Genomic DNA, 24,889 nt, shown 5'->3' with positions numbered 1-24,889 from the left:
TCAGTACCCCGACACAGGCAGGCGGCGTGAATAGAGAAGAAACTCAAACGCCTGAGGCGTCTCAGTCATCTCCAGTTCAGACACAGAGCTGCGGTGCTCATACCAGTGACTGACCAGCATCAGCAGCGCAAGACGTATATCTTCGGTGATCACCATGCCATCAGTATCAAGCGGGGCAATGTCGTCCACTGTTTTATAGAGATTGCGGTTAAGGTAGGTCACCGCCTTAGCCTCTGCAGCCAGGGCAAATAATTCCAGCAGGCGATCTTCTTCCGTTAAATCATTTTCCAGCCGGCATTGCTGTTTAATTTCATCGAGCGTCAGCAGCATGGTGTTCAGCCTTTTTTGTTTTTACCTTTTGCTGTCTCTGGCTCTGGCTCTGGCTCTGGCTCTGGCTCTGGCTCTGGCTCTGGCTCTGGCTCTGGCTCTGGCAGAGCAGCAGTATCTTCTGCAGAAAGCTCTGCATAGCCTTTTTTAATCAGCTCGCGACCATGCTGATCATCGGTCTCGATGGTATTGCCCTCAGACACGACCGTGCCGCCGAAGTAATTCGGTTTAATCAGAAGCAGTTTCATATATGACTCCCGGAAAAGCGGCCCGTAGGCCGCCGTGCTATTACGCAGCTGCAGCAGGTGCTGTGAATGTACCGTAAATGAACGCTTCAGGGCGCTTGACGGCCAGAGCCAGACGCTCTTCGCAGCGGATAGAAATCATGTTCTTTTCGAAGTCGTCGTCGTTCTCGGTGGAGATAACGACGTTGGCGTCTTCTCGGTCGAAGAGCTGTGCGGCGGCATTGAAGGCGCCGGTCAGGAATTTACCCTGGAACGCGGCCGCCTGCGTTTCCACTACAGGCAGCCCCCACAGGGTGGGACCAACCAGCCCAGACGGATTGGCCAAAATATAGCGACCCAGCGTGTCTTTGGTCAGCTCAATTTTCGCCCAATCAATGAAGTGCAGAACGTGACCGGAAGCCGGGAAACGGGCTAGCTGCGCCTGAAGCATTGCTAAGCGCAGGTCGTCAATACCGTTTTGCTGCTCTACGCTGAATGCTGCACTGAATGCTGTTGCCTGCGGAACAATGCCGTGAAGATGAACACCTGTACCATCACCGAACAGAATTTCCTGCTCTTCGACGTACTTAAGGCCGTAGCGCAGTTCAGCATCCACGGTAGACTGCAATTGCGCAAAATCGTCAAGAATCTGCTTTGACGCTTTGAACATATGCGCAACGGTAGACACCGCAGTGATCTTCGAGGTGAACTGAATATCGCTGTACGGTTTTTTGGTTTCTTCTGCAACAACCGCGGCGTTATTGGTAAAACCGGTCTGTTGTACCCAGAAGATAGCTGGTGAAGAGGTGCGACCCGGCGCAATCAGATCTCGTATAAAGAGGCGCTGCTTCGGTGCGGTGTCGATGCCTGGGAGGCGTTGCGGCTCAACCACTCCATCGGCTACATCGGTTGAGAGCAGCGCAGCGTTAACCGGTACGCTGACACGCTTACCGCCCTCCACGCTTGCCGCAAAAGCTTTCAGCGCTTCATTACTGATAACCACTTGGCCAAGTGTTTCGGCAACCATTTTCGCATTTGCCAGCGGCATCTGCGCAACGTGCTGCTCCAGATCACCCAGCGCCGCCTTCAGCGTTTTTTCAGCTTCACGCATGGCATTTAATTCAGAAGCCATTTTATCAACTGCGTCTTTCGTTTCAGCTGAGAGTGAACCCGCTTTTTTTGCCTCTTTCAGGGCGTCTTCTGCCTTAGCACTGAATTTGCCATTAGCTTCTTCAATGCTTGCCGTGACCTTTTTCAGAATCTCATTTACTTCAGACATAAATAATCCTCATTTGCCGAACGCGGCCAGCGCGTTATTAAGTTGTTCAATAAATTCAGGGTTGATTTCGTCGGTAGCGCCCGGCATACCTTCAGGGGTGGCAGCAGCGCCAGGCTTGCCGCCGGTTAATGCTTTAAGAAGTTTTCGACGCTCAGAACGCGGGGCATCGGTTTTTGCCAGCATGGCGTCCAGCTTGCGCAGCGCAGTTACCGGACTGTCGTCGCCGTCAGCAATCTCATCTGCCGCAAGCAGGCGGTCTGCGAACCCCTTTTCAACCGCATCGCTGCCGCCGATATAGGTTTCAGCATTCATCATTGCTTCAATGGCTTCGCTGCTCAGCCCTGTTCGGGCGCCGTAGATATCGTTCATGGCTTTGTCGAAGGGTTCCATGTCAGCAGCCACCTGCGCCAGATCGTGACGGTTGCCCATCGCATACACCCAGCAGTTGTGGATCATCAGGAAAGCACCGCGGCCAATCTGGACCTCATCACCGGCCATCGCGATAATCGACGCAGCGGAAGCAGCAAGGCCAAGCACCTTGACGGTGACTTTCCCTTCGTACTCACGCAGCAAGTTGTATATGGCCAGACCTTCAAACATGTCTCCGCCAGGCGAATTGATATTCACCGTCACGTCAGCACCGCCAATTGCGCGCAGCGCCGCCGCGATACGACTGGCGGTAACGCCGTCGCCGTACCAGTCAGCGCCAATAACGTCAAAGACTGAAATACTGTTGTCATCACTCTTTGCGGCTTTTATGCCGCCATTCCAGCGCTCCATGGCAGAGGACGGCAGATCGCGATTTTCGCGCGCAAAAGGCCGCCCCTCCGGTGCTGCCGGAAGACTTTTTACTGTCATTGGGGTTGCTCCTAAGCCGCCTGTTTAAGCGGTGATTTTTCGAAAGGAATATCCGGGAAAACAGCATCGTGGACTTCGCGCAGCAGCTTAGCGTTTACGGCTTTACTGTTTTTTCGCAGGTCCTCAAGCGGGGTTAGGTTCAGCTGTACGGTATAAATATCACCACCCTCAATAGGCGGCAGGTTCTCCAGGCGGCGCACGTCATTGCGAGACATCCAGCCATTTTGCAGGGCAGTGGTGTAGTAGGCTGAGCGTCCGGCGCTGTCAGCACGCAGCAGACCTTCGACGGAGAACTCAGCAAATAGGTCTTCATCACTGTTGAGAAGGCAGCGTGAAATCTCCTGCTCAATATTCACCAGCATCGGTCGTAGCGTATTGGTCAGGAACAGCAGATTCATGCCTTCAACGCTTGAAGCCCAGCTGCTCTGCTTGTTAACGTGACCTACCATAAATGGCGGCACGCGGAACCAGCGGCAGATTTCCTCAATGCTGAATGACCGAGACTCCAGCATCTGAGCATCTTCAGGGTTAAGGGTAATGCCCTGATACGACATATCACCCTCAAGCACCATCACCTTACCGGCGTTTTTTGAACCAACGAACCGGTTAAGGTTTTCGCGGTTTTTCTGGCGCTGCTCTTTGGTCAGCAGATTCTTTGACAGAAAGAAGCCTGACGTCTGAATACCATTTTCAAAAATCTTGGCTGCAGATTCCTCAACTGCCATCGCGGCGCCAAACACGTCACGCCCGGTGCGCATCGGCATCATTCCGCAGACGCCATCCAGACCAAACCCCCGGATATGCATCATGTTTTTAACGGGGATAATGCGCGGCATGCCCTTCTCTGTGTATGTGTACTGCAGTTCGCCGCTGTCAAGTCGCTCCACCTTCATGCACTGAGGAAGGAGCGGCACCAGAGAGACCAGCTTCTGGCCGATCATCTTTTTCTCAACGTAGGCATTACCGCGCAGGCAGATGCTGGCAACAACCATCAGCATAAATCGTGATGGCGTCATTTCGCTGTTAGGCCGGCGGCACAGCAGCTGATAAGCCGGATGATTCAACGCCAGCTTGCGGGAGCCGTCAGCCGACCGCTCGTAAACTTTCATCGGCAAGGTGGATACCGACTCGCTCAGCAGGCGCACACAGGCCCACACGGAGGCCAGCGCCAGCGCTTTCTCTGCTGTAACGACTTTACCGCTGCTGCTTGTGCCGTACCACTCCTGCCAGAACGCGGCATCGTTGAGTCCAATCGACTCACCCAGCCAGTTCACTATCGCGCTTTTTATGCGGCCCGGCCGTTTTTTTTCCTTCATCAGATACCTACCATGATCGGGTCGTCAAAAAAGTCATCGGGATCGCCGCTCTCTATCAGAACAGCATCTTCCGCTGCACCGATTGCCATAGCTGAGGCCACCACGCCATCGATACGGCCGGTGCTTTTCTTTTTGGCAAATATGCGGTTGTCCTTCTGGTCAGCTTCAAGTACCGCAGAGGCGGCATTCCAGCGCAGGCAGGGATTAGGCCGGATAACCAGCACCCGGTTATTCAGATGCTCCTCAAACAGCTCAATTGATCGCGGCATCCACAATCCGGACTCCTGCGCTTTATAAAAGCCCTGACCGTGCGGAATGAGGTCAACGCTTACAGACTCGCTTTCAAGTTCAGGCTCCAGATACTTAATACGGTACTGGTCAAATGCAATGCACTTAATATCGTATCTGGCCGCCAGTTCACCGATGCGAACAGCCACGAAACCATAATTGACCGCCTTGCCCGGCGGCGCGTGAATAAAGCCATTACGTAGCCAGGCGTCATATGGGACGTGGTCAGTTTTGGCCCTCTCCATAAGGGAGTCTTTCGGCGTCCAGAACTCAACTAAAAGCTTTTTGGATTTCGGGAAGTAAAGTGCCAGTGCCGTCAGGTCACGCGAACCGGACAGGTCCAGCCCGCCATAGCACTCTTCACCCGCCAAATCTTCGGGGTCAAAGTCCTGTTCGCAGTTCATCCAGGTGTCGCTGTCAATCCACGGATCGGACGCTTCCACCCACTGGCAAAAGTTCAGGCGGCGGACGATGCTCTCTTTTGAAGGCATGCCGCGAGCCTGCGTCACCTGTTCACGCAGGTACTTATCGCTGAATGTATGCCCAAGAGAGGGATTTGCTTTTCCCCAGCACGACTCATCTTTGAATGGGTCGTCACCTTCATCCAGCGAGCAGATGAAGCTGAAAAAACTGTCATCTTCCAGATCGCCGGCGGCAACCTTTCGCCCATATTCATGGTACTCGTAGCAGACGCTGGTTTTATCATGGCCACTGTTAGTGATCAGGAACATCAGCGCCTGACGGCGGCCTTTTGTGCCTGCGCGCATCATCTCAACAACGGCGTTCGTTTTGTGCTCATGCACTTCGTCAATTAGCGCACCATGCGGGCGAGGTCCTGACTGACCATCATCAGAACTGATTGGCTTGAAAAAGGAACCGGTCTGCAGAAATGCAAGGTTCCATACGTTCAGGCCGGTGCCGGATTTCGTAATGCGCTGCGCCAATGCAGGAGACTGGTCGACCATCGTTACGGCATCCCGAAACAAAATCATCGCCTGGTCTTTTTTTGTGGCCGCCGCATAAACTTCGGCGCGCGGCTCTTTATCAGCCATCAGCAGGTAAAGACCCACCCCGCCCGCCAGCGGCGATTTACCGGAACCCTTGCCGGATTCGATGTAGCTCATACGAAAACGGCGCGTACCGTCTGCTGATTTCCAGCCAAACAGCGAACCAACAATGAAACACTGCCACGGCAGCAGAATGAAAGGCTTCCCCTCATGCTCACCACCGTTAAGTTTCAGCACCTGAGCGAAAAAATTTATTACGCGCGTTACCGCGTCAACGTCCCAGAAGAGACCGCGCGTTTGTCCGTGTTCCAGGTCGCGTATGTGGCGGGCGCATGCGGCGCGAATATCCGGACCAGCAAGAATCTTTCCGCTGTTTACGTCCAGCGCATACTGCGTTGCAGGGTCAGCCGAAGAATGCGTTGAGCGGGTCTTCTTCTTTTTCTCCACCATCTGCGTTTACCTTTGACCGCGCGGCCGGTGTCAGGCCAAATTCAACTAAATAACTTTTAAAACGACGATCGGCATCTGCCAGCATGGCAACAGCCGGATTTGCCTTTATCAGAAAATCACCCATCTGCGTTTTGGTCGTGTAAGTACGCCCTTCGATATCCACTATCTGGCGCAGCTGAAGAATTTCCGCATACAGATCACAAAGCCTTTCGAGCGCCAGAGTATCGGCAACTGTCAGCACCCCCATACCGTCAAGAAGAACAGTGAGCTTGCCCCAGGCTGTTTTTCCCCAGTCGGTCAGATGAGATGGCGGGCTTGGAATTTCACGGGCGGGCTTAGGCTCTTTCTTATTGAGCGCGCGCTTGCCGGGATTACCAGTTACAACTTTCAGATGGGTAGGTTTTGGTCGTCTTCCGGCCATTAAAACCTCCCAGAAAAAAACTTTTCATTTCGCGGTTGTGCACAAAAAGGGGGGCGGGCGGTCAGGAATACGTTATCCCCTGAACTCTTTACCCGCCCTCCCCCTTGTGTCCGAGCTTTATCCCCTGCGCCAGTGCGACTGTGGGTCCAGTGGCAGGCCGTTCTCATCGCACCCGATGATGTGACCGCGCTTTTCTTCGCGCTGCTTGGTGGAGTCGTGGTGCTGTTTGCAAAGGGGCTGCCAGTTGGCTTTGTCCCAGAAAAGTTTCTGAGCCTTTGCTATCTCATCCTGCTTGCCACCGTTGATTGCTTCTTTCAACCTATGCGGCTTGATGTGGTCAACGACAGCTGCTGCAACTGCTCTGCCCTGACGTTGGCACATTAAACAGAGAGGATGAGATTTGAGGAATGACAGTCTGGCTTTGTCCCAGCGGCTATTGTAGATGCGGGGCTCGGACATACTAACTCCAATAAAAAAGCCGCCCGGAGGCGACTTCCTGTTATTTTTTTGCCATCGCAATGGCTGCTTCAAATAATTGTTCAAGTATCAAATCAGGAAAAACCAGCTTTTCCTTTGAGATAAACAGTTCATGCCTGTTTCCTTCCCACTCCCATTTGAAGTGATGCCCATCTGGGCCAGGAGTAAAATGTGCAGTTGCTTTAGGATTGGCATATTCAGCAGCTGTTAACTCATCAAATTTAAAGTCTTTCGGTTCAACAATCATGGCAATCTCCTTTGCTGTCAACATGGCAATAATGCCACCACATTATAAACCGATGTCGCGACGCTTCACAGCGTGGCTAACCGTTATCCCTTGTCGGAGGATTCTATTTTCCTGATAGCAGCACGGTCGATGTTGCATTGCCCCACAATGCCATACAGCACTACGTTCAACTCAACCGAATCGCCATAGCTCATAGCGCTAGCGGGTTCCGGTGCCTTTATCGGGCCTGTCAGTTCCGCTGGTAGGTTTAACCGGGGCTGTTTTATCGTCCGGTACTCCACTGGCTGACTTCGCGGCGTCCCGCAGCCGCTTAACAGCATCAGCAGGCACAGGAGCGGCAGCGTTTTTATCAGCTGCGAGGTATTGCTTAATTTCATTCTGAAGTTTCCGGTTCTGCTCTGCCGTAACGGCGCGCTGCTCTGTTACCTGAGTCATTACAGCGTTCTGCTGATTTACCGCTTTCACCAGATCGTTAACGCTGGCGGCCAGGTCGTCATTTTTAGAGCGGAGGTCGTTTATCTGCTCGTCTTTGCTGTTAGCAAGACGTTCAAGCCTGTCATTAGTAGCTGACAGCTGTGAGTTGCGCGCGTTGAGTCCCCACAGGCAGACGCAGATAAGGCCGATGATGATTACGTGTGAATAGTTTCGGATAAAGCCGATTACGTTGAACATAGAATCCCCTTAGCTTTGAGTAAGCGGGATTTCCTGTCGTCCAGACCGTTAGTGCCACCGTTAATGACCCGGGTGATGCGGGTAACATCATCCTGGTCTGCCAGTTCGTTTAAGCCGTGATTCTTCCACCATGCAGCTGCTGACATCGCGGCCTGCAGGTTTTCAGTGAGCAAATCAGGATTAGCCACCACATCATCACTAAGCTGACCCGACAGCGCTGCGTAATTCGCTTTGCCGGTAATTTGAATCAGGCCGCGCCCGCGATAGCGATAGCCATCACCAGAACCAACGCCACCATTCCCGTTTCGGTTCGCATAAATGATGTTGGCAATCATCCGCTGATTGGCAGGGTGATCGTTATTGCGGCCATACGCCTTAGCCTGAGCAGGATTGATGCGCTTGCCGAACATGGCGAGCAGCGCGTTCTCGCTGTAATTCAGCCCTTCCTCAACTTTCGTGAATCCGGCGGACTCATGGCCGACCTGCGCCAGAAAGTGGGCCTGTCTCAGCGGCGTGTTGATGCCGAATGAACTCATGCTGGCCGCTATGCGCGGAAACCACTTATCGCGGAGCGCATCAGATACGCCGGTCGCGCGCTGAAAGTTACTGGGTGTCAGCATTGCTATCCCCTATGCGCTTATCAATGAACCGGCGCAGTTTTGTTGAGAGCCAGTCAACGCCGAGGAAGCCGAGAAACACTGCAACAATCTGTGTTGTTCCCGTGCTGATGTTCCAGTTAAGAACTGAACCGGCAATCTGGAGCGTTGGTTGCAGAAAAAATGCGAAGACACTGCACATGGCAGCGTCCAGAAGGCGGCGCGGCCACGTATCTTTGCCGTAGTACGTGCCACGCAGGATTGCCATCACCCCGGCAAGACCTGCATAGCCAGATTCGTTTTTATGGGCATACAGCCAGGCAAGCAGGCTCGCCCAAAAGCCCGGGTCTTTTTCTGGCATGCGTTTCATCCTCACCTCCCGATTGGTCGGTGCCGTAGGTAGTCGAAATTAAAAATGCGCCTCAGCCACTTCCGGTGAAGGTCATCTGTCGCTGATTGGCTGGGCGCAAAAACGAAAAAACCAGCTCTCAGGCTGGCTTTTGAATAATTCCCCGACGCTAAGCGGTAATTACTGTCATCGTCATGACCGGGGATTGTCTGGTGGCCCCTGCTGGATTTGAACCAGCGACCTGCCGATTATGAGTCGGTCGCTCTCACCGCTGAGCTAAGGGGCCGTGTCCGTTAAGGCATCCTGATAGGCTCAGGTTTTCGCCACAATATGAAAGGCGCGCAGGGATGTGCAGTCCCCGCATGGTTTGGGTAATGAGCCCGTCATGCGCGTGCGCCTTTGGTATTGTGTGGATTTAAAACAGAAAACCCCGCCGGGTGGCAGGGTTCTTTTGCGGGTGGTGGTGTTTCGTATGCAGCACGCCCACCATGAGAAAGATAATAATCCATTTTCGGACAAAAGCAAGCTATTTGTTATTAACGTGCTGCGATAATTCAGCAATTGACGACATCGATTCGTTGCCCGTCACAATTTTAAACACACTGTCTGCGTGGCTCTCTTCTGCTTCCAGCTTCGCCACCAGCGAATCGAAGAAAGGTTTCCAGTTGCGCGTCCAGGTGCGCACGTGCAGCTCGGGAAGATGCTGGCTGATCACTTTGTAAGCCCGGGTGCCAGTGCTTCTGCGAAACCCGGCACCGCTGCAGCGCTCACACTCTTTTTCGACAACGGTACCCTGAAGCTTTGATTTCTCAATGTCCCGCACACGCCCGCTACCATTACACCGGCAGCGGGCACTGATAGTTCCTTTGCCGTGACATGTCACGCACTGTACTTCAGTAGTTTCAAGCCGATATCTGGCCGGCGTCTTTTCTCCGCAGCCGGGACGCACCATCACGTTAGCCAGGCCGTTGATAACGCCGCGACCTTTGCAGTCCGGGCAACTGTGAACTGTGGCAGCCGAACGGGTGTATTCTTCGAACGCCAGCTGACACATGACCATCAGGCATGGCAGCAGCTGCTTCCCTGCGCCTTTCACAATCAGACGCGGAACCGTGTGTCGCGCATGGGCCATCAGGTATTCCACGGCGCGGCGCTTGTCCTCTTCACCAACGCCGGCTTTCGCCAGAACCGCGGCAACACCCAGCGGTGATTTTGACTGGCACATGCCAAAGGCCCCCATTACATCATTGCCCGTCAGCGCATCTGACGCCGTGGCGCGCGACGTGTCGCTGATATTCATACTCTTCGGGCTGAAGTGCTTCAGCGCTGATTCAATTTTCATACTCACTCCACACGCTTTATTTTTTATCTGACCCAATCACACCGACTGCAATCGCGTGATCGAGGAACCGGAACAGCAGCTCTATCTGGCTGCCATACTTCTCTTCAAAATCTGACGGTGAGCGATGTAGCTCGTCGTGATGCGCTCTGCACAGCGGTATCACGAATAAATCATGTGCCTTTGTCCCCATTCCTCCCTGTCCATGTCCAATGATGTGATGTGGATCATCTGCCGGCTTATTGCAGCAGGCGCAGCTCTGCGCTTTCACCCAGCGCGTGTACTTCTCGTTTACCCAGCGCTTACGCTTCGGGCGCGCCATGAATGATTCAGGTGAGTCCGGGTCCGCCTGCAGGGTGATCACCTGCTTAACCACTTCCCCGGCATCCTGCAGGATTTCACGCCCTGAACGCTCCGGGGTAATGGCCGCTTCGCGAATGGCTCCGGTCAGCACCGATTCCTTCTTCATCCGCAGAACCACGCGCGCCGGCGCTTCGGGTATGAGGTCAATCACTCCCCTCAGTGACGCCCACCAGCACAGCTCAGGCAGCGTCATGAGGTGATCAAGGCCAAGCCCCATCTGATTGCAGGCGGCGCTGATCACCCAGGCGGCCACGTTGATTGCTGCTGTGGCTTCCAGTGACTGCGGTACTCCGTTCTTACGCAGCAGATTGTCATGATGGTGACAGACGCTGATCGCCCCGGTGCCAACGTCGAGCGTTGTCAGTTCGTGGTAGTGATAGCCGTCTTCCGTTTCGCACTGGCAGTATGTGACACCCTCCAGCCACCCTCTCAGCGCCACCATGCCGCCGGCAGCGGTGATCACCCTTTCGCTGGCAAAGAATTCCGCCAGTTGCTGATCATCGAGCAGTGGCTGCGCGCTGTCATTAATCCGTCCGGATGGCAAATTTTCCATGTCGCCAGGCGGAACGGTGATCAGCACGCGGCCACGAAACAGGGACATCAGATCGCTGCCGGGTTTGAACAGCACAATGCCTGTGCGCGGGGCCACTTCTGGTGTAAGTAATGCTCGCATTGACACCTCAGTGCACTGTTTCAAGCAGGCGCAGCAGTTCAGCAAAGCGTGACTCGAAGAAATGCGGCTGCGTCTCGCGTGGGTTTGCCGGGCTGGTGATATTTTTGCCGTACATGCAGCCTTTGGCCGTCAACGACCAGAAGCGTTTCACACCGCCAACACCTGAACGGCTCGGGCGGACTTTCTGCTCGGTTACGCCAAGCTTTGCCAGCTGCGTGTATACCTGCCCGGCGGAAAGGCGTACACCGTGAATTTTCAGCAGTTGGGTAAGTGACTGCGTCGGGCGGCTGGAACCATCTACCGCATCAGCAGGGGCGTCGATAGCGTAATGAGGCATCAGGTCAGGTAAGCCAGCCACCTGCTGCAGTTTGTGGTAAGCGCCCAGCTTTGATGAGTTAGACAGGTTGAGCGTTCTGGCTGCCGATTCCAGCAGGATTACTCCGGCCTGAATGCGGTCGGAGAAAGCTGGGGCTGCAGATTGGGTGGCAATCGCATCGAATGTGCGAATCACCTTCAGGTTGAATGCCGGGCTGATCCACATGGCATAGGCGTAGACCAACTCTTTACTTACGTAAGTACCCTGCTCTCTGCCGCCGCGAATAGTGTTAACCGGTTCGCTGTGGGTCGAGTTGCTAATTTGCAACTCGGCGATTAATTGCTCAGTTTGCTCATTGCGAAGCCAGAAGGCTGGCTTGTGCTTATCAAGCCCACCAGCAGCACGATGAAAATCATTAAGGCAGTAGCGACCTGTCTGGTCACGGCGAACGGAAATATCATCAATCACTAAAAGCTGATTATGCATATCGGTAATCTCCACACTGATTTTTCACAGGTCCCGCCCCATCACCTGCACGCGAACGGGACCAACCACCGCGGCGAAAATTCTGCACATCCTCGCCGCCAAAACATCATAACCGCACAGACAATTCTTACCTATCGCTGCAGATTTCACTGTATGGATTTATAGTGATTTCCGTTTTACCCCTTTTAGTCAACGGTCCCCACTCCACTTCAAACCGCTTAATCTGCTTGTCGTCTACCCATACCCCAGCATGCGTCAGACTGTCGAAAGCTGCTTTCAGGTAGTTGTCCAGGTCGCGTGGCCGCTTGTCCGGCGGATAGAGAATTACCGAAACAGCCACGTTCACTGTAATCGGCTCAGGCATGCGGCGGAGTTGTTCCATGATGTCCGCCAGCGCGTTAGATCGGAAAGAGCGCCCGGAGGCGCTGATTAATACTCCCTTCCTGGTGTTTCGCCAGTAGGTGTTGACGCTGGGAGGGAATGGCAGGGTTAGTTTCATCCCTCCCTCCCATCATTCTCAATCACCCGATAGGCGACCAGGTTAACCATGAACTTAGAGTGCTCCCATCTCCAAACTCCGGCGTCACCTATGTCCGTTGACCCCGTGCTCCACCTAACCTCAACCAGTCCTGTTACTGGCGCAACAGACCCACCACCCCACTCAATCCAGTCATCATTTTCAATCTGCCGGTAGGTGTCGGTTTTGGGCTTCATGATGCTGCCGGTAAGCGCCCAGATGCGGCCGCCAAAATCTGCCCGGCGCTCCATGGCGGCGTGAAGCGTGGTTTCGACTTCATAGCCACTGTCATGCTCGACGATGAAGAACTGCGCCGTCGGCTGCTTCAGTGCCTGCAAAGCAATCTCGTATGCCTGCAGATCATACCCATCGCGGATCGACATGCCGATTCCTTCATCAGTCAGCCATTTGAATCCGGCGATGACACTTTGACACTTCTCTGAGGTTAATTTTTTCATGCCACACTCCCGGCGATCAGTTGCACGCTGCTGTCACACTGGTTGCCCCAGCAGTCCCAGCCCGCAGCGGCGGTTCGCGCGAATAACTCAATGCGTGACACGTCACCGTAAAGCTGCTCTAGCCGGCGGCGCACTTCCCACGGCTTCGCGCTGTGCTCGCCCAGGCATGAATACACCACCTGCTTAACCGATGCGCTGGCCCGTTCCAGCCCGGCGCCGCGCGTCGCTATCAGCACATCCTCGGTATTGCTGCGGGTGTGATTGCCGCCGTTCATGCGGGTTTCAGCGTTGAGCATTTCCAGAAGGTCGGTAAAGTCATGGAGCGTTTGCTCCGTCAGCGCGCGGTTAAAACGCTGCTCAGCCAGCTGGTTCAGCTTAACCCAGGTGAAACCCTTCATCGTGCGCACACGAAAGCCCCACGCTTCCGCCAGCTCCCGCGCCTCCTGGTTGTGGGTGCCGGTGTACCACATCGCCAGCACCGCGTTTTCTTCGGCAAGCGCCCACACGGGCAGGCGCTTCAGATCGGTCATAGACATGGTCTGGTAGTGGTCAGTAGCAGCGCCATTGCTGGCGCTGTTGTTGTATGCCCACGGCGGATCGGCGTAAATGAGTTGGTATGGCATTACGCGCCCTCCCCGCTCTGGTGCTGGCGAAACTCTGCAACGATTGCCATCACTTCCAGGATGGTGTCGGAAGGGAGCCAAAGCGCATTCTCGCCTTGCGGATCAGTCGTATGTTCAGCCTCGGTCATCAGCTCCACCAGCTTACGGGCGCGCGCTGCGCTGAATTGTGGCATTGCTGCTGCGCGCGTCAGTTTGGTCTTGCCGGTCGCCTTTGCCTTTTCGAGTTGCGTTTTTGCAACTCGCCCAGCCTGCATGCCATGCTCACGCACCAGCGCAACCGCAGTAGTTGCCGCGACCTCTTTGTTTTTCACCATTTCGATCAGGCCATCACCCACGGTCAGCAGCGCGAGGTGGTGATCAACGTCAGCCACTGAGCGCTTAACCTTCTTCGCGATTTCAGCCGGTTCCCAGCCCTGATTAACCAGACGCTGATACGCTGCTGCACGCTCCAGCGGTTCCAGCGCGCGGCCCTGACTGCTGGTTACCATGAACGCAATGCGATCGGCTTCGCTGCCGACGAAGTCTTTGCACTCCAGCCGAATGTCGTGGCCCGCCGCCTGCGCCAGCTTCGCGCCGTGCCAGCGGTGGTGACCGTCGATGACTTTCATGCCCTGCTCTGTCACCTGCACCATCAGCGGCGGCACGTGCTCGCCAGCAATGAACGCATCGCGAAACTCTTCAACGTGCTGCTGGTCAATGTCGCGAACGTTGTAGCCTGGCTCGATGTAGAGTTCGTCCACGCCCAGCAGGTAGGTTTTGCGCGTGGTGATGTTGGTGCCTTTCTGGTCTTTGTCTTTGTAAATCAGAGATAAAGTTGTCATTTGAGTTGCAGCTCCAGTGCCAGGGCAATAATCAATCCGGTAATCATCAGCGCCGCGATGCGCGCGCCACGGTAAAAATCCTCGTTACGCCAGTAATGGCGTTTGATGGCAGCTATCATCGGCGCTTATTCCCCATAATCAGCGGATCAGGCAATGGCTTCGGTGCCATGCTGTTCCCGCGCTTGATGCACTGCGCACGGCAGATGATCGCTTTCTGGCGTAGGCCGGGGCGCAGGGTAGCGTCATGAGCTTCAAGCCAAACGCGCGCCGCGCGGTACCAGAGGTTTTTGTCCTGCAGGGTCAGCGCTTTGTCGCTCAGCGTTGCGTATGCCTCATCGCACTGGCCCATTTCTTCAGCGGCGTAATAGCGCGCTTCAGCGTCATACCAGACATCGCCGTTCGTGGTCAGAGCCTGAAGCGAACTCTTAACGGTGCTGACAGAGCGTCCAACCGCCTCGGCAATCTGGCCCGGCTTCTGCCCGCTATGCAGCATCAGGTGAGTCAGAATCAAAGTTTCAGTGTTCATCGTTACCCCCTGAAGCCTTGGGGAATGTCGTAGTTAGCGGACGGCAAGACCGTGATATCCCTGACCGAACCGGATTTAGGAAGATCGTTAGCGCGCTCCTCTTTCACCGCGAGATAGCAACGCTCAGTGATCAGGTAGTCGAAGTTTTTTTTGCGCCAGGTGCGCCCGGATGTCTTGTCAGGCCGGTTTTCACACATCCAGCGGCAGTTCCTGGCGATGTAGCGCAGATACGCCATCCAGCGCTCCTGTGTGAAATCAAACTTCCGCCAGAACGTCCGGACCTTATCGCGGCGAGCGTCAGTGAATTCAGCGACACGTGGCATGTCCGTGAGGATTTCGTGATAAGAACCCACAATCGCTGCGTAATCGATTTGCGGCTGATGGGCAGGCGCAGCCTGACGTACAGTCTCTGTAGTAATCTCTGTAGTAGTCTCTTGGTAATCTACTGTATGAATGAATGCGGGATTCCCGCACGCTGGCGAGAGGGTTTCCCGCAAACTTGCCTGCGGCTTTTCCGCAATCTTGTCTGCGGCATTGGCGCTTTCTTGAATGCGGGAATCCCGCATACTGGATTGCGGCTTTCCCGCATTCTGTAAAAGAAGCGATTCCAGGTGATCAGCTTTAACGCGGAAAAAGAGTTTTGCCGGCACTCCACGCCGCTCTTCCTCGATGACTCCGGCAGAGATAAGCCTGCGGCGCGCTGTTTCCTGCTCTTCGCGCGACAGGCCGGTTTCTGCCTTGATTTCACTCTGCGTTTTATAAAACCATTCACCGTCCATCCGGTTATGCCAGTAGACAAGCTGAGAGAGTAAGACCGCGCCAGTTACGCCGCCAAAGCGAACAAAGCAGGCCTGATAGGCAATTGGCCGGTCAAGCAGTGAAATTAAATTGCTCATGGCGCTACCTTCCTGAACTTACGGCCCCACAGCTCGCGCGGCTGAGCGCAGGGATACGGATAACCTGAACGCATGAAGATCACGCGGTGATTCACTACATCGACGCCGATGGTCTCAATCTCGACACCATGCGAATCTTTGTAGCGCGCCACCCAGGGTTTAATGTGTTCGTTTTCCATCAGCTCACCGCCTTGCCTTCTGGCCGGGTGTAAAAATCTGCCCAGGCCTTTTCGACTACCTTCCGATCAGTCTTCTGGTAGTTGTTAGGCCCACCAGCCGCCGGTATGATTTGCTCATAGACAAGAACGCCAGCCGATAAACGGCAACGGAATTGCTCTCGATACAAGTTTTGTCTTAAACTGCTCATGTAGGTTGAATCTCCACACGTTGATTTAACTGCACTCGACGCCCGAAGCTGCACACTTCGGGCGTCACCCTTTACGGGGCGTGACGCCTCACATCTCTGTCGCTTCAAGCTGAACACCAGCCACCTCCGCTTTTCGGTTAGCCATGAACAAATCCACCGAGTGATCAGATACACCAGCGCCATAGAGCGCGAGAAAACCGAGAAATCCGTGAATCTGATGGCGCACTTTGGTCTGAAACAGGCGCGACAGCGTCTTCAGCTCTTTCTGGTCGATCACCCCGTCCTCCGCCGCCATCTGCTTTGCGATCGCCAGCTCTCCAGCTGCTGCATTGGCACGCATCTCAATGTCGAACAGCTCGACCTTATCGACGTCATTCACCGCTGAAATGTCCACCAGCGTTAAGCCGTGGCGATTAGCGAAAAATTCAGCCATGAGCGATGTGCCGGAGATTTCTTCCATCCGCATCAGATCATCAACTGTGAAAAACAGGCTGTTGCATTTGCGGTGCAGTCGGTTATTGAACTGGTCAATCGTCATGCCCAGCGCGGCCGCCATACCATTCCGCCCATGCGGTAATGACTTACACATCTGGCTAACGGCTTCGTTTAATGTGGCTACCATCTTGATTTCCTTAAGGTAGTTAAAATTTTTTAGACGCCGCGGTAGAATTATTTCCGGAGTAGATATCAGGTCTGAGTTCTGAACGTGTAACCTCCCCTTTCGTTTCTACTTCCAACCGTTGCGCCAGTATGAATCCGGCCTTTTTATGGCCGGTAAAGACAAGCCTCAGATAGCCAGCGCTATAACCAACTTTGCTGGCTAAATGAGAGCGTTCTTCTTGAGAAAGTGAATCCCAAAATCGTTTCATATGTACCTCCTGGGCACATAATACACGAATGAATTGAACCCGCAAGGTACTTGTACCTTTTTGGTACATGGAATCTAATGAGCAGATGAAAACCATTAATGAAATACGGCGTGATAACGCCAGGAAACTGCGTGACGGGGTGGGTGGTAACTCCTACTTCGCCAATATGATTGAGCGCGAGCCAACTCAAACGAGTCGTTTTCTTGGCGAAAATGCGAGCAAGAATATTGGCGAAGATATGGCTCGCCACATTGAAAAGTGTTTCGACCTACCTCAAGGCTGGCTTGATCAGGAGCATCAGACCACCAACGTTGCAGCACCAAAAGATGTAATGGATACTGAACTAAAAATTCAGATGGTCCCGGTTATTTCTTGGGTGCAAGCCGGAGCATGGACAGAGATCGGTTTTTCAGAGGTGGATATGAGCGTTGCAGAAACTTACCCTTGCCCCGTACCTTGTGGGCCGATGACTTACATTTTACGTGTCATTGGTGAGTCCATGATCGATGAGTACAAGCAAGGTGAGATGATTTTTGTAGACCCTGAAGTTGCTCCAGTCCATGGTGATGATGTTATAGCGTTGATGATTGAGACTGGTGAAACCACTTTTAAGAGGCTCATTGAAGATGGTAACAGCAAATATCTGAAAGCACTGAACAGAGACTGGCCTGAGCCATACGTAAAAATTGACGGCAATTGCTCTCTAATAGGTACGGTCATCTTCTCTGGGAAGCCTCGAAGATTTCACCGCTAAAATTATCCCAAAAAATTTACCTGCTTCGGCAGGTTTTTTTATGCTTGACAATGTACCCTGAAGGTACATAATAAGTTTCATCAGAACCGCATAGGTACATAGCATGAAGATGATTAAACACATGGCCGACACCAGCATTCAGAACCTGATCACCTTCCTGCGTCTGTTTCCTGCAGCTGAGCTGATCTGTGATGCCGACTCCGGCGTGATGACGGTTGAACTCAATGATGCACCAGCACCATTCAGGACGTCGTTTTAGTGGGGAGATTGGCGGCTACCTTTTCCCTCTGTTTCAGGTAAACCGCCCTTTTTCATAACGATAAGGGTATTTGCAAAGCGGGTGTTTTCGGACGCTTTAGAGACGTGGAGTAAGTGCCCTTTTCGTTGTGGTGAATGACGGATGATGACCGTCAAACGGTTGAGATTGATAAGCAGGCGAGACGTTCTAAGCGAGCATATGGATTGATCGAACGCGGAAGGTACGGGCGGCTACGATGAAAAACACCGCGCCACTGAGCTGGATACGTTGTCACCAGCCGCCACAACGCAATCTTCTGTAAGCAAAAAGCGAGACAGAGCCGGAGCGGTAACCGGCGCGCAACAGGCGAGAGCATTGGCCGATGGCGGGTATAGCGCCGGAGGCGCCCTGACAGTGCTCTTTCCGTTGTGGTGAATGCGCAGGCTGATGCGCGATGTGTGGTAAGCGAACCTCCGATAGCTGACACACTTTCCTAGATGCCGGAGATCAGTACCGGCCACCACAACCGGGGGCAGCACCGAAAAAGTCTGCCAGTTCGTAAACCACGTGATTGCGTGTTACCCGAACCAAGCTGGCTGGGAGGTCAGCACACAACGGAAAGAGCGTGGGCGTGAAAAACTGAATTCTCCGACTGCTGAAGTAACCAATCCCAATGGTAGCAGGCAAAGTATGGTGGAGGCGGACCGCTCTTTTTCCGTTGTGGTGATGGCGCCAAGTGCGAGCGCGGCAGAACCGGCATCCACATATTCCAATCGTGCGATGCTTCAAGTCTAAAGTCGCCGCTCTGGATGTTGCCCGTTCTGCCAGAGCTCCGGGAGGCACCCGGCATCACAACTTCTTTCAAGTGTGGAGAGCGCGGCTGTGGGTCAGTGCAGAGACCCACCAGCCATTTACGTTTAATCCCTTCGATTTATTGCCATTACCGGCAAGGGATTTCATCAACCTGAATTCGTGTGGAGAAACAAATGAGCAACGAGAAAAATATTGCCAACAGCTTAGCATCAGCTATTGCAGCCCATTGCGCGGAGTTCGAAAAATCACCTGAATTTGCTGACATGGTGCGCAAGCATGTCACGAGCCTGTATGAAGAGGCCATCAAAGACACGTTCCGCTGGGGTGAATTCCCGAAGGCGGTAAAGAAGGCTCTGGAGGGCGCGCTACCAGCCAACATTAGCGAGCTGGTTGATTTGCCACGCTACAACTTGCTAATGGCGAAGGAACTGGCCTCAACGTGGGAAGGTAATGCCGTATCTGAGCGCCTGGTAACTTCAATGCGCGAGCATGTGCTGGAGTTTGTGAAATCGCACGAGGTGCCGAAGTACATTAAGGCGTCTGACCTCTGGGCTGCGTTTGTCAAAGAACACGAAGAAGAAGCGACTCAGGAAGGATGGGAATCTCCAGCAGTGCTCATGGCTTACAGCGACTATGGCTCATTCATGGTCGGACTGGAAAAAGAGCCGGAGCAGAGCAGCAGCTATAGCACCCGGTCTCGCAGTAAGAACCACGCGTTCCAGTTCGCTAATAACCTGTATTTTACCAAAGAGACAAATTACGAAGACCGTGTGACGGTTGACGTGCTGCACGATGGAAAGGCTGTCTGGCGCCTATTCTCCGGCGCACTTGATGGCGACGCTCTTGGCAAAAAAGTGCATCAGTTCCGTTCCGACTTCGAACGTCTGGTGGGCGCGCTGTATTACGGGGATAGCCTGCTCGTTCTGGATTGCGACGACGCTGACGAGATTTATTACCCGGGGGCGTACTGATATGCAGAAGCCAAATGACAACATCACTGTCGGGATTGTCACCCTTCCCTACAGCGTAATTTTGGGCGGCTGGTTAATGCCTGATGGCGCCGTAATTAAAAACCCAATAACCGCGCAGAACGCCGCTGAGCGCCTGAATAACGCGCCACGTTCAATCCACTGAGGCCACCAGCATGCAGAAGAATTTATCAAACAAAGAGCTGGTCGCTGCAGGCCATCAGTTCGCAGCCAATATCAGCGCAGATACGCCGCAGATCGATATGGCGAAGATGGTCAGTGCGCTGGCAACTCGGCTCGATGTTGCGCTGGCAGCTGCTGCTGAAGCATGTAAGCAGCGGGATCAGCTTGCGGCTGAAAACCCGATCAGCTGCAACATCATCGGTCGACTGATTGGACAATACAGCGCAGCTGGTTACCACGCAGTGCAGAACTCAATTAACCCGGCTGAGTCTCTTCTTTATGACGCATTGCAGGCGCTAAAAACACCAGCCACTGACGCTTACCTGAACGCGGTGCGGGCGGATGCAGTTGCATCACTCTGGCGCAAATCACTCCGTGACGTTGGCCGAGTGCTTAGCGAGATTGGGGCATATCACGACGCATCTAAAGCAGGAGGTATTGTTCATGATGAAATTAAAGAGCGAATAGATAACCAGATCGCCCAGCTCCGCGCCGGCAATGCCGGTATGGATGGTGTGTGATGGCTCTCGACCCTCGCTGTTTCGAGCAGAACGCTATGAATCTGGTTAGCATCTCGGGTGGTAAAGACAGTCTGGCTCAATGGCTTTTAGCTATCGAAAACGGAGCCACACATTTACCTGTATTTGCGGATACCGGTCACGAACATCCTCAAACAATGGAGTACCTGGATTATCTCGAAAGTAAGCTGGGGAATATACAACGGGTCAAAGCTGACTTCTCTCGGCGCATTGAAAATAAGCGCAAATTCATAGCTGAAAAATGGCCAATTTCACTGACTGAAGAATGTGGAATGTCTTCAGACCAAGCTGCGGAGGCAATCGAACGAGCCCTGTCATTACTTAGTGCGACTGGTAACCCGTTCCTTGATTTATGTATGTGGAAAGGCCGTTTTCCCTCCACTAAAGCGCGCTTTTGTACTTTCGAACTGAAGCACGAGCCAATAAAAGTTCAGGTAGTCGAGCCGCTGATCGAATCGGGTACCAAAGTGATTTCATGGCAAGGTGTCCGCGCCCAAGAATCCCCGGCTCGCGCAGCCCTGGCTGAATGGGAAGAAGGAATGGATATTGGACCGCGTCTTGCTATCTATCGACCCATCCTGAAATGGACCCATGATGAAGTTTTTGCCCTGGCAAAAAGGCACGGCATTAAACCTAACCCGCTTTACCTGCAGGGATGCAGCCGTGTCGGTTGTATGCCATGCATTCATGCACGCAAAAGTGAGCTTGCAGAAATTTTTAGCCGCTGGCCGGAGGAAGTAGCCAGGGTTGCAGAATGGGAAAAACTTGTGGCGGCTTGCTCGCGCCGTGGCAATTCAACGTTTTTTCCATCTACTCATGACCCACGCAGGGCTGAACGAAGAATTGAAGTGATTACCGTTGATAAATTCGGCATAGAGACCTATCGCGATTGGGCGATGACTACTCGCGGAGGGGCACAGTTCGACCTGCTTGCAGAAGCGGATGATAAAACTCTCTGTAATAGCGTTTATGCAGGAGTATGCGAATGAAAGAGCGCGGAATGATTTTCAACGCCGAAATGGTTCGTGCAGTTCTGGATGGCAGCAAGACACAGACGCGGCGCATGTTGACGCCGCGGCAACTCAAGATGATCGATACCGCTGCCGCCATTGGTGAGTGCTATCCGCTTGAGTCCGGCTACCAGCATGAAAACAGCCAAAGTTACTACCGAGAATGGTGCCCGTTCGGTGCAGTAGGTGATCGCCTGTGGGTGCGTGAGACTTTCGGATTTTCAATCCGCTCTGTTGGAGGCTCCCCTCACGAACAGGTTGTTTATCGCGCATCTAAGCCTGACGCGGTGCGTTTATATGACTGCAACGGCAAGCCGGACCCAATGAAATGGACGCCTTCTATTCATATGCGCCGCAAGTATTCACGAATAACGCTGGAGATTACCGGCGTGCGTGTGGAGCGGTTGCAGGATATCAGCGATATAGATGCTATTGCTGAGGGTTGCAGCACAGCGGATATGCGCAGCGGAGATTCTGCGAGGGACGTATACGCTCGTTTGTGGTCGTCAATCTACGGCGCTGACAGCTGGCAGGCTAACCCGTGGGTTTGGGTCATTGAGTTTAAGCGCGTGGAGGTGGAGTGATGATCCACTATCACGGCGGGCCGATTACCCCTGACCTTGCCGCATTGAAAGCATGGCGCGGGAAACATGCTTTCATATCGTTTGCCCATCCTGAGCAGCTCGGGCTGGCGTCTGAAGTTTGCCAGTCATTCGCTTTGGACAATGGTGCGTTTACTGCGTGGAAAGCAGCTGGCAGAAACAAAATAGACTGGGCCGATTATTACGAGTTCGTGGCGCGCTGGAGAAATCATCCCGGTTTCGATTTTGCAATCATCCCCGACGTTATTGACGGCGGAGAAGCAGAGAACGAAGCGCTATTGGATGAGTGGCCGCACGGTGATTTCTATGGCGTCCCCGTCTGGCACATGAACGAGAGTGATGAGCGCTTTATCAGGCTTTGTAATGAGTATCCCCGGGTGGCGATCGGAAGCTGCGGAGAATATGACGTGAAACGGCCAAACCTTGCCGTAACGCGCATGAAAGACCTGATCCGGCACGTCACTGACGATTATGGGCAACCCATCGCCAAACTTCACGGCCTGCGCATGCTTAATCCGCTGATATTTACGAAACTGCCTCTGGCCAGCGCAGACAGCACCAACGTTGCCAGAAACATTGGTATCGATAAAGCCTGGTCAGGAGCATACGCGCCGGCATCCAAAGAGACGCGCGCAGCGTTGTTAGTAGAGCGCATTGAGTCGCAAAACAGTCCGGGTACGCTTTCATATTGCGAACAGCGTGACCGTATCTCACTACAGATGTCTCTGGAGGTTTAAATGCCTAAATCCCCAGCCGAACGCAAAGCAGCGCAGCGCGCCCGGCAGGCCGCCGCCGGTGTGACAAAGATTAAACTGGTGCTCGATGCACAGGAAGTAACGATGCTGGCGCAGAACTGCGCCGCTCGTCGCCCAGGGCGCGAACCCTATGACCTCAGCGAATATATCACCCTGCTAATCCGGAAAGATAATGGTGAGCTGCAGCAATTAATCGCAGAGCTGGGTAAGCGTGAATGTGGCCGCTGTGGTGATCAGCTGCCAGTGCAGGATTGTCCCTGCAAAGGTGAAGCCGCCTGCTGGGTTAATGGCGGCTGGCATGAGACCAAACTGAATATTTTACCGTGACATGTCACGAAGGGATTTTATGAATAATTTAATGATCGACCTCGAAACCTTCAGCACAAAGCCCGATGCGGCTATCGCCTCTATTGGTGCAGCATTCTTTGAGCCGCAGACCGGCACAATCGGCCAGTGCTTTTATACCGCCGTTGACCTCAAATCAGCACAGCTGGCCGGCGGACGCATTGATGCTGATACCGTCATTTGGTGGATGAAACAGTCATCCTCTGCCCGCGCAGCCATTACAGGCGACGCAACGGATATCAGCCTGGCACTGTCCATGCTCAGCGAGTTTATCATCGATGAGTGCCCCGCGAATCTGGTTCAGGTGTGGGGCAACGGCGCCAATTTCGATAACGTCATCCTGAGAACAGCATACGAACGCAGCGGCATTGTGTGCCCGTGGAAGTTCTTCAATGACCGTGACGTGCGCACGATCGTCGAGCTGGGCCGCGCTGTTGGTTTTGACCCGAAGAAAGACATGCCGTTTACCGGAGAAGTTCACAACGCACTGGATGATGCCATTCACCAGGCGAAATACGTGTCAGCAATCTGGCAGCGGCTCATCCCTGCCACCAGCAATATTTAACTTACACCTGATGCAGCAGGCCAGCGTGGAGAATATGTATGAACACAATGTTTTTGTTAATGGCAGAGTATGAGACCGCAACCGTTCCGCTCAGCGATGTGTGTGAAAAATATTTTGGTATGAAAGCATCAACTGCTGAACGCAAGGCGGCGGAAAATAAATTACCAATCGCAACCTTTCGCACTGCTGAAAGCCAGAAGGCACCCCGAATGGTGCATATTGCCGACTTAGCTGATTACATTGATCATCAGCGTAGAGCAAGCCAGGAACTTCATGCGGCGCTCTCCATTAGACAGTGATTCAAGGGCCCTTAGGGCCCTTTTCTTTTCTTCGAACTTTCGTTCATTTCCGTTGATATTCGCATTTCCCTGAGATATTTTTTTGATATTCGGGTCCCCATGAGGCCCCCATAAACTCATAACTCATTGATTTATCAAAAAAGAACCCCAGCAAGGAACTGGGGTTTGGTACTTGCAAACATCACGTCAGGTTTTCGGCGTGCTGCGCGGCAAAATTGGTACGGGTCAGGCGACCCGGTCAACGCTCATCTGCATCATGCTCTTCATGGCTTCGACGACATCGCCATCGACACAGGAGCGGCTGAATTCATCGGTTTCCGCTTCAGAACACATCGAGACACCGGCTTTACGGTAGCGCATCGGTGACGCGACGGCGCGGCTGGCGGAGCTGTGGACTTCCTGCAATCCGCTGTCGAGGAACTTTTGCAGATTGCTGAGGCGCACGCCTGCCCCTGCCATAATGATTGGACCGGTGCTGTGTTCATTTAGTTCCCGTAATAATGCAATTCCGGTTTCAGCGCTCTGCTGCTGACCGGAAGTCAGAATGCGGGCGATCCCTAAATCAGTCAGCACCTCCAGCGAACGCTTCGGGCTGTGGCACAAATCAAAGGCGCGATGGAAAGTCACCGCCATGCCGTCGCACAGCGCCATAATCTGCTGCATGCGTACCGTGTCGACGTGCGCATCTTCGTCCAGCATACCAATCACCAGACCAGGAAAACCCAGCTCGCGAATGCGCGCCACGTCCGATTTCATCACCTCAAATTCGCGTGCGGTGTAACAAAAATCGCCGCCGCGCGGCCGCACGATCGGGTGGACCGGAATGGTCAGTTCACGCTGTGCGGCTTCCAGCATACCCGCCGAAGGTGTCAGTCCGCCTTCACGCGGAGCACTGCACAGCTCCACGCGATCGGCACCGGACGCCTGCGCAGTCATTGCGCAGTCGATGCCATAGCAACAAATTTCCAGTTTCGTCATACCTTGCTCCTTTTCATGACTGCTGGCTCGGGAGGAGTGCATCAGTTAGTCTGCTCATTCAGACAGTTTACGTGG

The 24,889-nt window shown here is 53.6% G+C and carries 37 protein-coding genes and 1 tRNA gene; 11 read left to right on the top strand and 27 right to left on the bottom strand.

The window, feature by feature from the left end:
- From C1N60_RS08920 to C1N60_RS08795, 26 genes are all read right to left on the bottom strand, one after another.
- Complete coding sequence (locus tag C1N60_RS08920; RefSeq protein WP_394521692.1) at positions 1–330, bottom strand: head-tail connector protein; 330 nt, start codon at positions 328–330, stop codon at positions 1–3.
- Between the two features lie 5 nt (positions 331–335).
- Positions 336–575, bottom strand: coding sequence for a DUF7210 family protein (locus C1N60_RS08915; RefSeq protein ID WP_394521691.1), 240 nt, complete (start codon positions 573–575; stop codon positions 336–338).
- A gap of 40 nt (positions 576–615) precedes the next feature.
- Positions 616–1,830, bottom strand: a complete 1,215-nt coding sequence (locus C1N60_RS08910) for a phage major capsid protein (protein WP_394521690.1) — start codon at positions 1,828–1,830, stop codon at positions 616–618.
- Positions 1,831–1,839: 9 nt separating this feature from the next.
- Positions 1,840–2,688 carry a head maturation protease, ClpP-related gene (locus tag C1N60_RS08905; protein WP_394521689.1) on the bottom strand — a complete coding sequence of 283 codons (849 nt, stop codon included), beginning with the start codon at positions 2,686–2,688 and terminating at the stop codon, positions 1,840–1,842.
- 11 nt (positions 2,689–2,699) lie between these two features.
- On the bottom strand, positions 2,700–4,004 hold the full coding sequence (locus tag C1N60_RS08900) for a phage portal protein (RefSeq protein WP_394521688.1): 1,305 nt from the start codon (positions 4,002–4,004) through the stop codon (positions 2,700–2,702).
- Entirely contained in the window at positions 4,004–5,749 is a 1,746-nt protein-coding gene (locus C1N60_RS08895; RefSeq protein ID WP_394521687.1) for a terminase large subunit, read from the bottom strand. The genes C1N60_RS08900 and C1N60_RS08895 overlap by 1 nt, the downstream gene beginning before the upstream one ends.
- The gene (locus C1N60_RS08890; protein ID WP_119177142.1) at positions 5,703–6,170 is read right to left on the bottom strand and encodes a phage terminase small subunit P27 family; all 468 of its coding nucleotides are present in this window, start codon (positions 6,168–6,170) and stop codon (positions 5,703–5,705) included. The genes C1N60_RS08895 and C1N60_RS08890 overlap by 47 nt, the downstream gene beginning before the upstream one ends.
- A 117-nt stretch (positions 6,171–6,287) precedes the next feature.
- On the bottom strand, positions 6,288–6,629 hold the full coding sequence (locus C1N60_RS08885; RefSeq protein ID WP_282955457.1) for an HNH endonuclease: 342 nt from the start codon (positions 6,627–6,629) through the stop codon (positions 6,288–6,290).
- Between the two features lie 40 nt (positions 6,630–6,669).
- The gene (locus C1N60_RS08880) at positions 6,670–6,894 is read right to left on the bottom strand and encodes a hypothetical protein (protein ID WP_394521686.1); all 225 of its coding nucleotides are present in this window, start codon (positions 6,892–6,894) and stop codon (positions 6,670–6,672) included.
- 198 nt (positions 6,895–7,092) lie between these two features.
- A complete protein-coding gene (locus C1N60_RS08875; protein WP_394521685.1) occupies positions 7,093–7,566 on the bottom strand; it encodes a coiled-coil domain-containing protein in 474 nt (157 codons plus the stop codon).
- Entirely contained in the window at positions 7,554–8,186 is a 633-nt protein-coding gene (locus C1N60_RS08870) for a glycoside hydrolase family 19 protein (protein WP_394521684.1), read from the bottom strand. The genes C1N60_RS08875 and C1N60_RS08870 overlap by 13 nt, the downstream gene beginning before the upstream one ends.
- A complete protein-coding gene (locus C1N60_RS08865; protein WP_282955365.1) occupies positions 8,170–8,532 on the bottom strand; it encodes a phage holin, lambda family in 363 nt (120 codons plus the stop codon). Before C1N60_RS08865 ends, C1N60_RS08870 begins: the two co-directional genes overlap by 17 nt.
- Positions 8,533–8,721: 189 nt before the next feature.
- A tRNA-Ile gene (locus C1N60_RS08860) sits at positions 8,722–8,797 on the bottom strand.
- Between the two features lie 240 nt (positions 8,798–9,037).
- The gene (locus C1N60_RS08855; RefSeq protein ID WP_394521683.1) at positions 9,038–9,889 is read right to left on the bottom strand and encodes an antitermination protein Q; all 852 of its coding nucleotides are present in this window, start codon (positions 9,887–9,889) and stop codon (positions 9,038–9,040) included.
- The gene (locus tag C1N60_RS08850; RefSeq protein ID WP_394521682.1) at positions 9,870–10,886 is read right to left on the bottom strand and encodes a DUF968 domain-containing protein; all 1,017 of its coding nucleotides are present in this window, start codon (positions 10,884–10,886) and stop codon (positions 9,870–9,872) included. Before C1N60_RS08850 ends, C1N60_RS08855 begins: the two co-directional genes overlap by 20 nt.
- A 7-nt stretch (positions 10,887–10,893) precedes the next feature.
- On the bottom strand, positions 10,894–11,688 hold the full coding sequence (locus C1N60_RS08845; RefSeq protein ID WP_278707820.1) for a KilA-N domain-containing protein: 795 nt from the start codon (positions 11,686–11,688) through the stop codon (positions 10,894–10,896).
- A gap of 127 nt (positions 11,689–11,815) precedes the next feature.
- A complete protein-coding gene (locus C1N60_RS08840) occupies positions 11,816–12,187 on the bottom strand; it encodes a RusA family crossover junction endodeoxyribonuclease (RefSeq protein WP_394521681.1) in 372 nt (123 codons plus the stop codon).
- On the bottom strand, positions 12,184–12,663 hold the full coding sequence (locus C1N60_RS08835) for a hypothetical protein (protein WP_394521680.1): 480 nt from the start codon (positions 12,661–12,663) through the stop codon (positions 12,184–12,186). Before C1N60_RS08835 ends, C1N60_RS08840 begins: the two co-directional genes overlap by 4 nt.
- Complete coding sequence (locus C1N60_RS08830; RefSeq protein ID WP_394521679.1) at positions 12,660–13,286, bottom strand: MT-A70 family methyltransferase; 627 nt, start codon at positions 13,284–13,286, stop codon at positions 12,660–12,662. The genes C1N60_RS08835 and C1N60_RS08830 overlap by 4 nt, the downstream gene beginning before the upstream one ends.
- A complete protein-coding gene (locus C1N60_RS08825; protein ID WP_394521678.1) occupies positions 13,286–14,107 on the bottom strand; it encodes a ParB/RepB/Spo0J family partition protein in 822 nt (273 codons plus the stop codon). Before C1N60_RS08825 ends, C1N60_RS08830 begins: the two co-directional genes overlap by 1 nt.
- Positions 14,104–14,226 carry a hypothetical protein gene (locus C1N60_RS08820; RefSeq protein WP_262257796.1) on the bottom strand — a complete coding sequence of 41 codons (123 nt, stop codon included), beginning with the start codon at positions 14,224–14,226 and terminating at the stop codon, positions 14,104–14,106. The genes C1N60_RS08825 and C1N60_RS08820 overlap by 4 nt, the downstream gene beginning before the upstream one ends.
- The gene (locus C1N60_RS08815; RefSeq protein WP_394521677.1) at positions 14,223–14,633 is read right to left on the bottom strand and encodes a MarR family transcriptional regulator; all 411 of its coding nucleotides are present in this window, start codon (positions 14,631–14,633) and stop codon (positions 14,223–14,225) included. The genes C1N60_RS08820 and C1N60_RS08815 overlap by 4 nt, the downstream gene beginning before the upstream one ends.
- Positions 14,634–14,635: 2 nt before the next feature.
- Positions 14,636–15,529, bottom strand: coding sequence for a replication protein (locus tag C1N60_RS08810; protein ID WP_394521676.1), 894 nt, complete (start codon positions 15,527–15,529; stop codon positions 14,636–14,638).
- Positions 15,526–15,708: a DUF4222 domain-containing protein gene (locus tag C1N60_RS08805; protein WP_394521675.1), complete on the bottom strand. Its 183-nt coding sequence runs from the start codon at positions 15,706–15,708 to the stop codon at positions 15,526–15,528. Before C1N60_RS08805 ends, C1N60_RS08810 begins: the two co-directional genes overlap by 4 nt.
- Before the next feature lie 276 nt (positions 15,709–15,984).
- Positions 15,985–16,518 carry a YmfL family putative regulatory protein gene (locus C1N60_RS08800; protein WP_394521674.1) on the bottom strand — a complete coding sequence of 178 codons (534 nt, stop codon included), beginning with the start codon at positions 16,516–16,518 and terminating at the stop codon, positions 15,985–15,987.
- A gap of 19 nt (positions 16,519–16,537) precedes the next feature.
- Positions 16,538–16,765, bottom strand: coding sequence for a transcriptional regulator (locus C1N60_RS08795; RefSeq protein WP_394521673.1), 228 nt, complete (start codon positions 16,763–16,765; stop codon positions 16,538–16,540).
- Positions 16,766–16,850: 85 nt separating this feature from the next.
- On the opposite strand from C1N60_RS08795, the gene C1N60_RS08790 reads away from it, so the two are divergent.
- From C1N60_RS08790 to C1N60_RS08740, 11 genes are all read left to right on the top strand, one after another.
- Entirely contained in the window at positions 16,851–17,519 is a 669-nt protein-coding gene (locus tag C1N60_RS08790; RefSeq protein WP_394521672.1) for a LexA family protein, read from the top strand.
- Positions 17,520–17,622: 103 nt separating this feature from the next.
- Positions 17,623–17,778, top strand: a complete 156-nt coding sequence (locus C1N60_RS08785) for a hypothetical protein (protein ID WP_394521671.1) — start codon at positions 17,623–17,625, stop codon at positions 17,776–17,778.
- A 965-nt stretch (positions 17,779–18,743) separates the two neighbouring features.
- Positions 18,744–19,541, top strand: a complete 798-nt coding sequence (locus C1N60_RS08780; protein ID WP_394521670.1) for a hypothetical protein — start codon at positions 18,744–18,746, stop codon at positions 19,539–19,541.
- Between the two features lies 1 nt (position 19,542).
- Positions 19,543–19,704, top strand: coding sequence for a DUF1317 family protein (locus C1N60_RS08775; protein ID WP_346818392.1), 162 nt, complete (start codon positions 19,543–19,545; stop codon positions 19,702–19,704).
- Positions 19,705–19,714: 10 nt separating this feature from the next.
- Complete coding sequence (locus tag C1N60_RS08770; protein WP_394521669.1) at positions 19,715–20,242, top strand: hypothetical protein; 528 nt, start codon at positions 19,715–19,717, stop codon at positions 20,240–20,242.
- Positions 20,242–21,249: a phosphoadenosine phosphosulfate reductase domain-containing protein gene (locus tag C1N60_RS08765; RefSeq protein ID WP_394521746.1), complete on the top strand. Its 1,008-nt coding sequence runs from the start codon at positions 20,242–20,244 to the stop codon at positions 21,247–21,249. Before C1N60_RS08770 ends, C1N60_RS08765 begins: the two co-directional genes overlap by 1 nt.
- Complete coding sequence (locus C1N60_RS08760; RefSeq protein WP_394521668.1) at positions 21,246–21,854, top strand: hypothetical protein; 609 nt, start codon at positions 21,246–21,248, stop codon at positions 21,852–21,854. The genes C1N60_RS08765 and C1N60_RS08760 overlap by 4 nt, the downstream gene beginning before the upstream one ends.
- Positions 21,854–22,609 carry a hypothetical protein gene (locus tag C1N60_RS08755; RefSeq protein ID WP_394521667.1) on the top strand — a complete coding sequence of 252 codons (756 nt, stop codon included), beginning with the start codon at positions 21,854–21,856 and terminating at the stop codon, positions 22,607–22,609. The genes C1N60_RS08760 and C1N60_RS08755 overlap by 1 nt, the downstream gene beginning before the upstream one ends.
- A complete protein-coding gene (locus C1N60_RS08750; protein ID WP_394521666.1) occupies positions 22,610–22,954 on the top strand; it encodes a hypothetical protein in 345 nt (114 codons plus the stop codon).
- Positions 22,955–22,973: 19 nt separating this feature from the next.
- The gene (locus C1N60_RS08745) at positions 22,974–23,537 is read left to right on the top strand and encodes a 3'-5' exonuclease (protein ID WP_394521665.1); all 564 of its coding nucleotides are present in this window, start codon (positions 22,974–22,976) and stop codon (positions 23,535–23,537) included.
- Between the two features lie 38 nt (positions 23,538–23,575).
- A complete protein-coding gene (locus C1N60_RS08740) occupies positions 23,576–23,836 on the top strand; it encodes a pyocin activator PrtN family protein (RefSeq protein ID WP_394521664.1) in 261 nt (86 codons plus the stop codon).
- A gap of 225 nt (positions 23,837–24,061) precedes the next feature.
- Here the strand turns inward: C1N60_RS08740 and cutC are convergent, their stop codons facing one another.
- Complete coding sequence (gene cutC, locus C1N60_RS08735) at positions 24,062–24,814, bottom strand: copper homeostasis protein CutC (RefSeq protein ID WP_211726910.1); 753 nt, start codon at positions 24,812–24,814, stop codon at positions 24,062–24,064.
- Positions 24,815–24,889: the final 75 nt, after the last annotated feature.

The organism is Pantoea sp. SGAir0184, assembly GCF_043544755.1.
The sequence above is the reverse complement of the archived record's forward strand: the minus strand, read 5'-3'. Positions and strand labels throughout refer to the sequence as shown.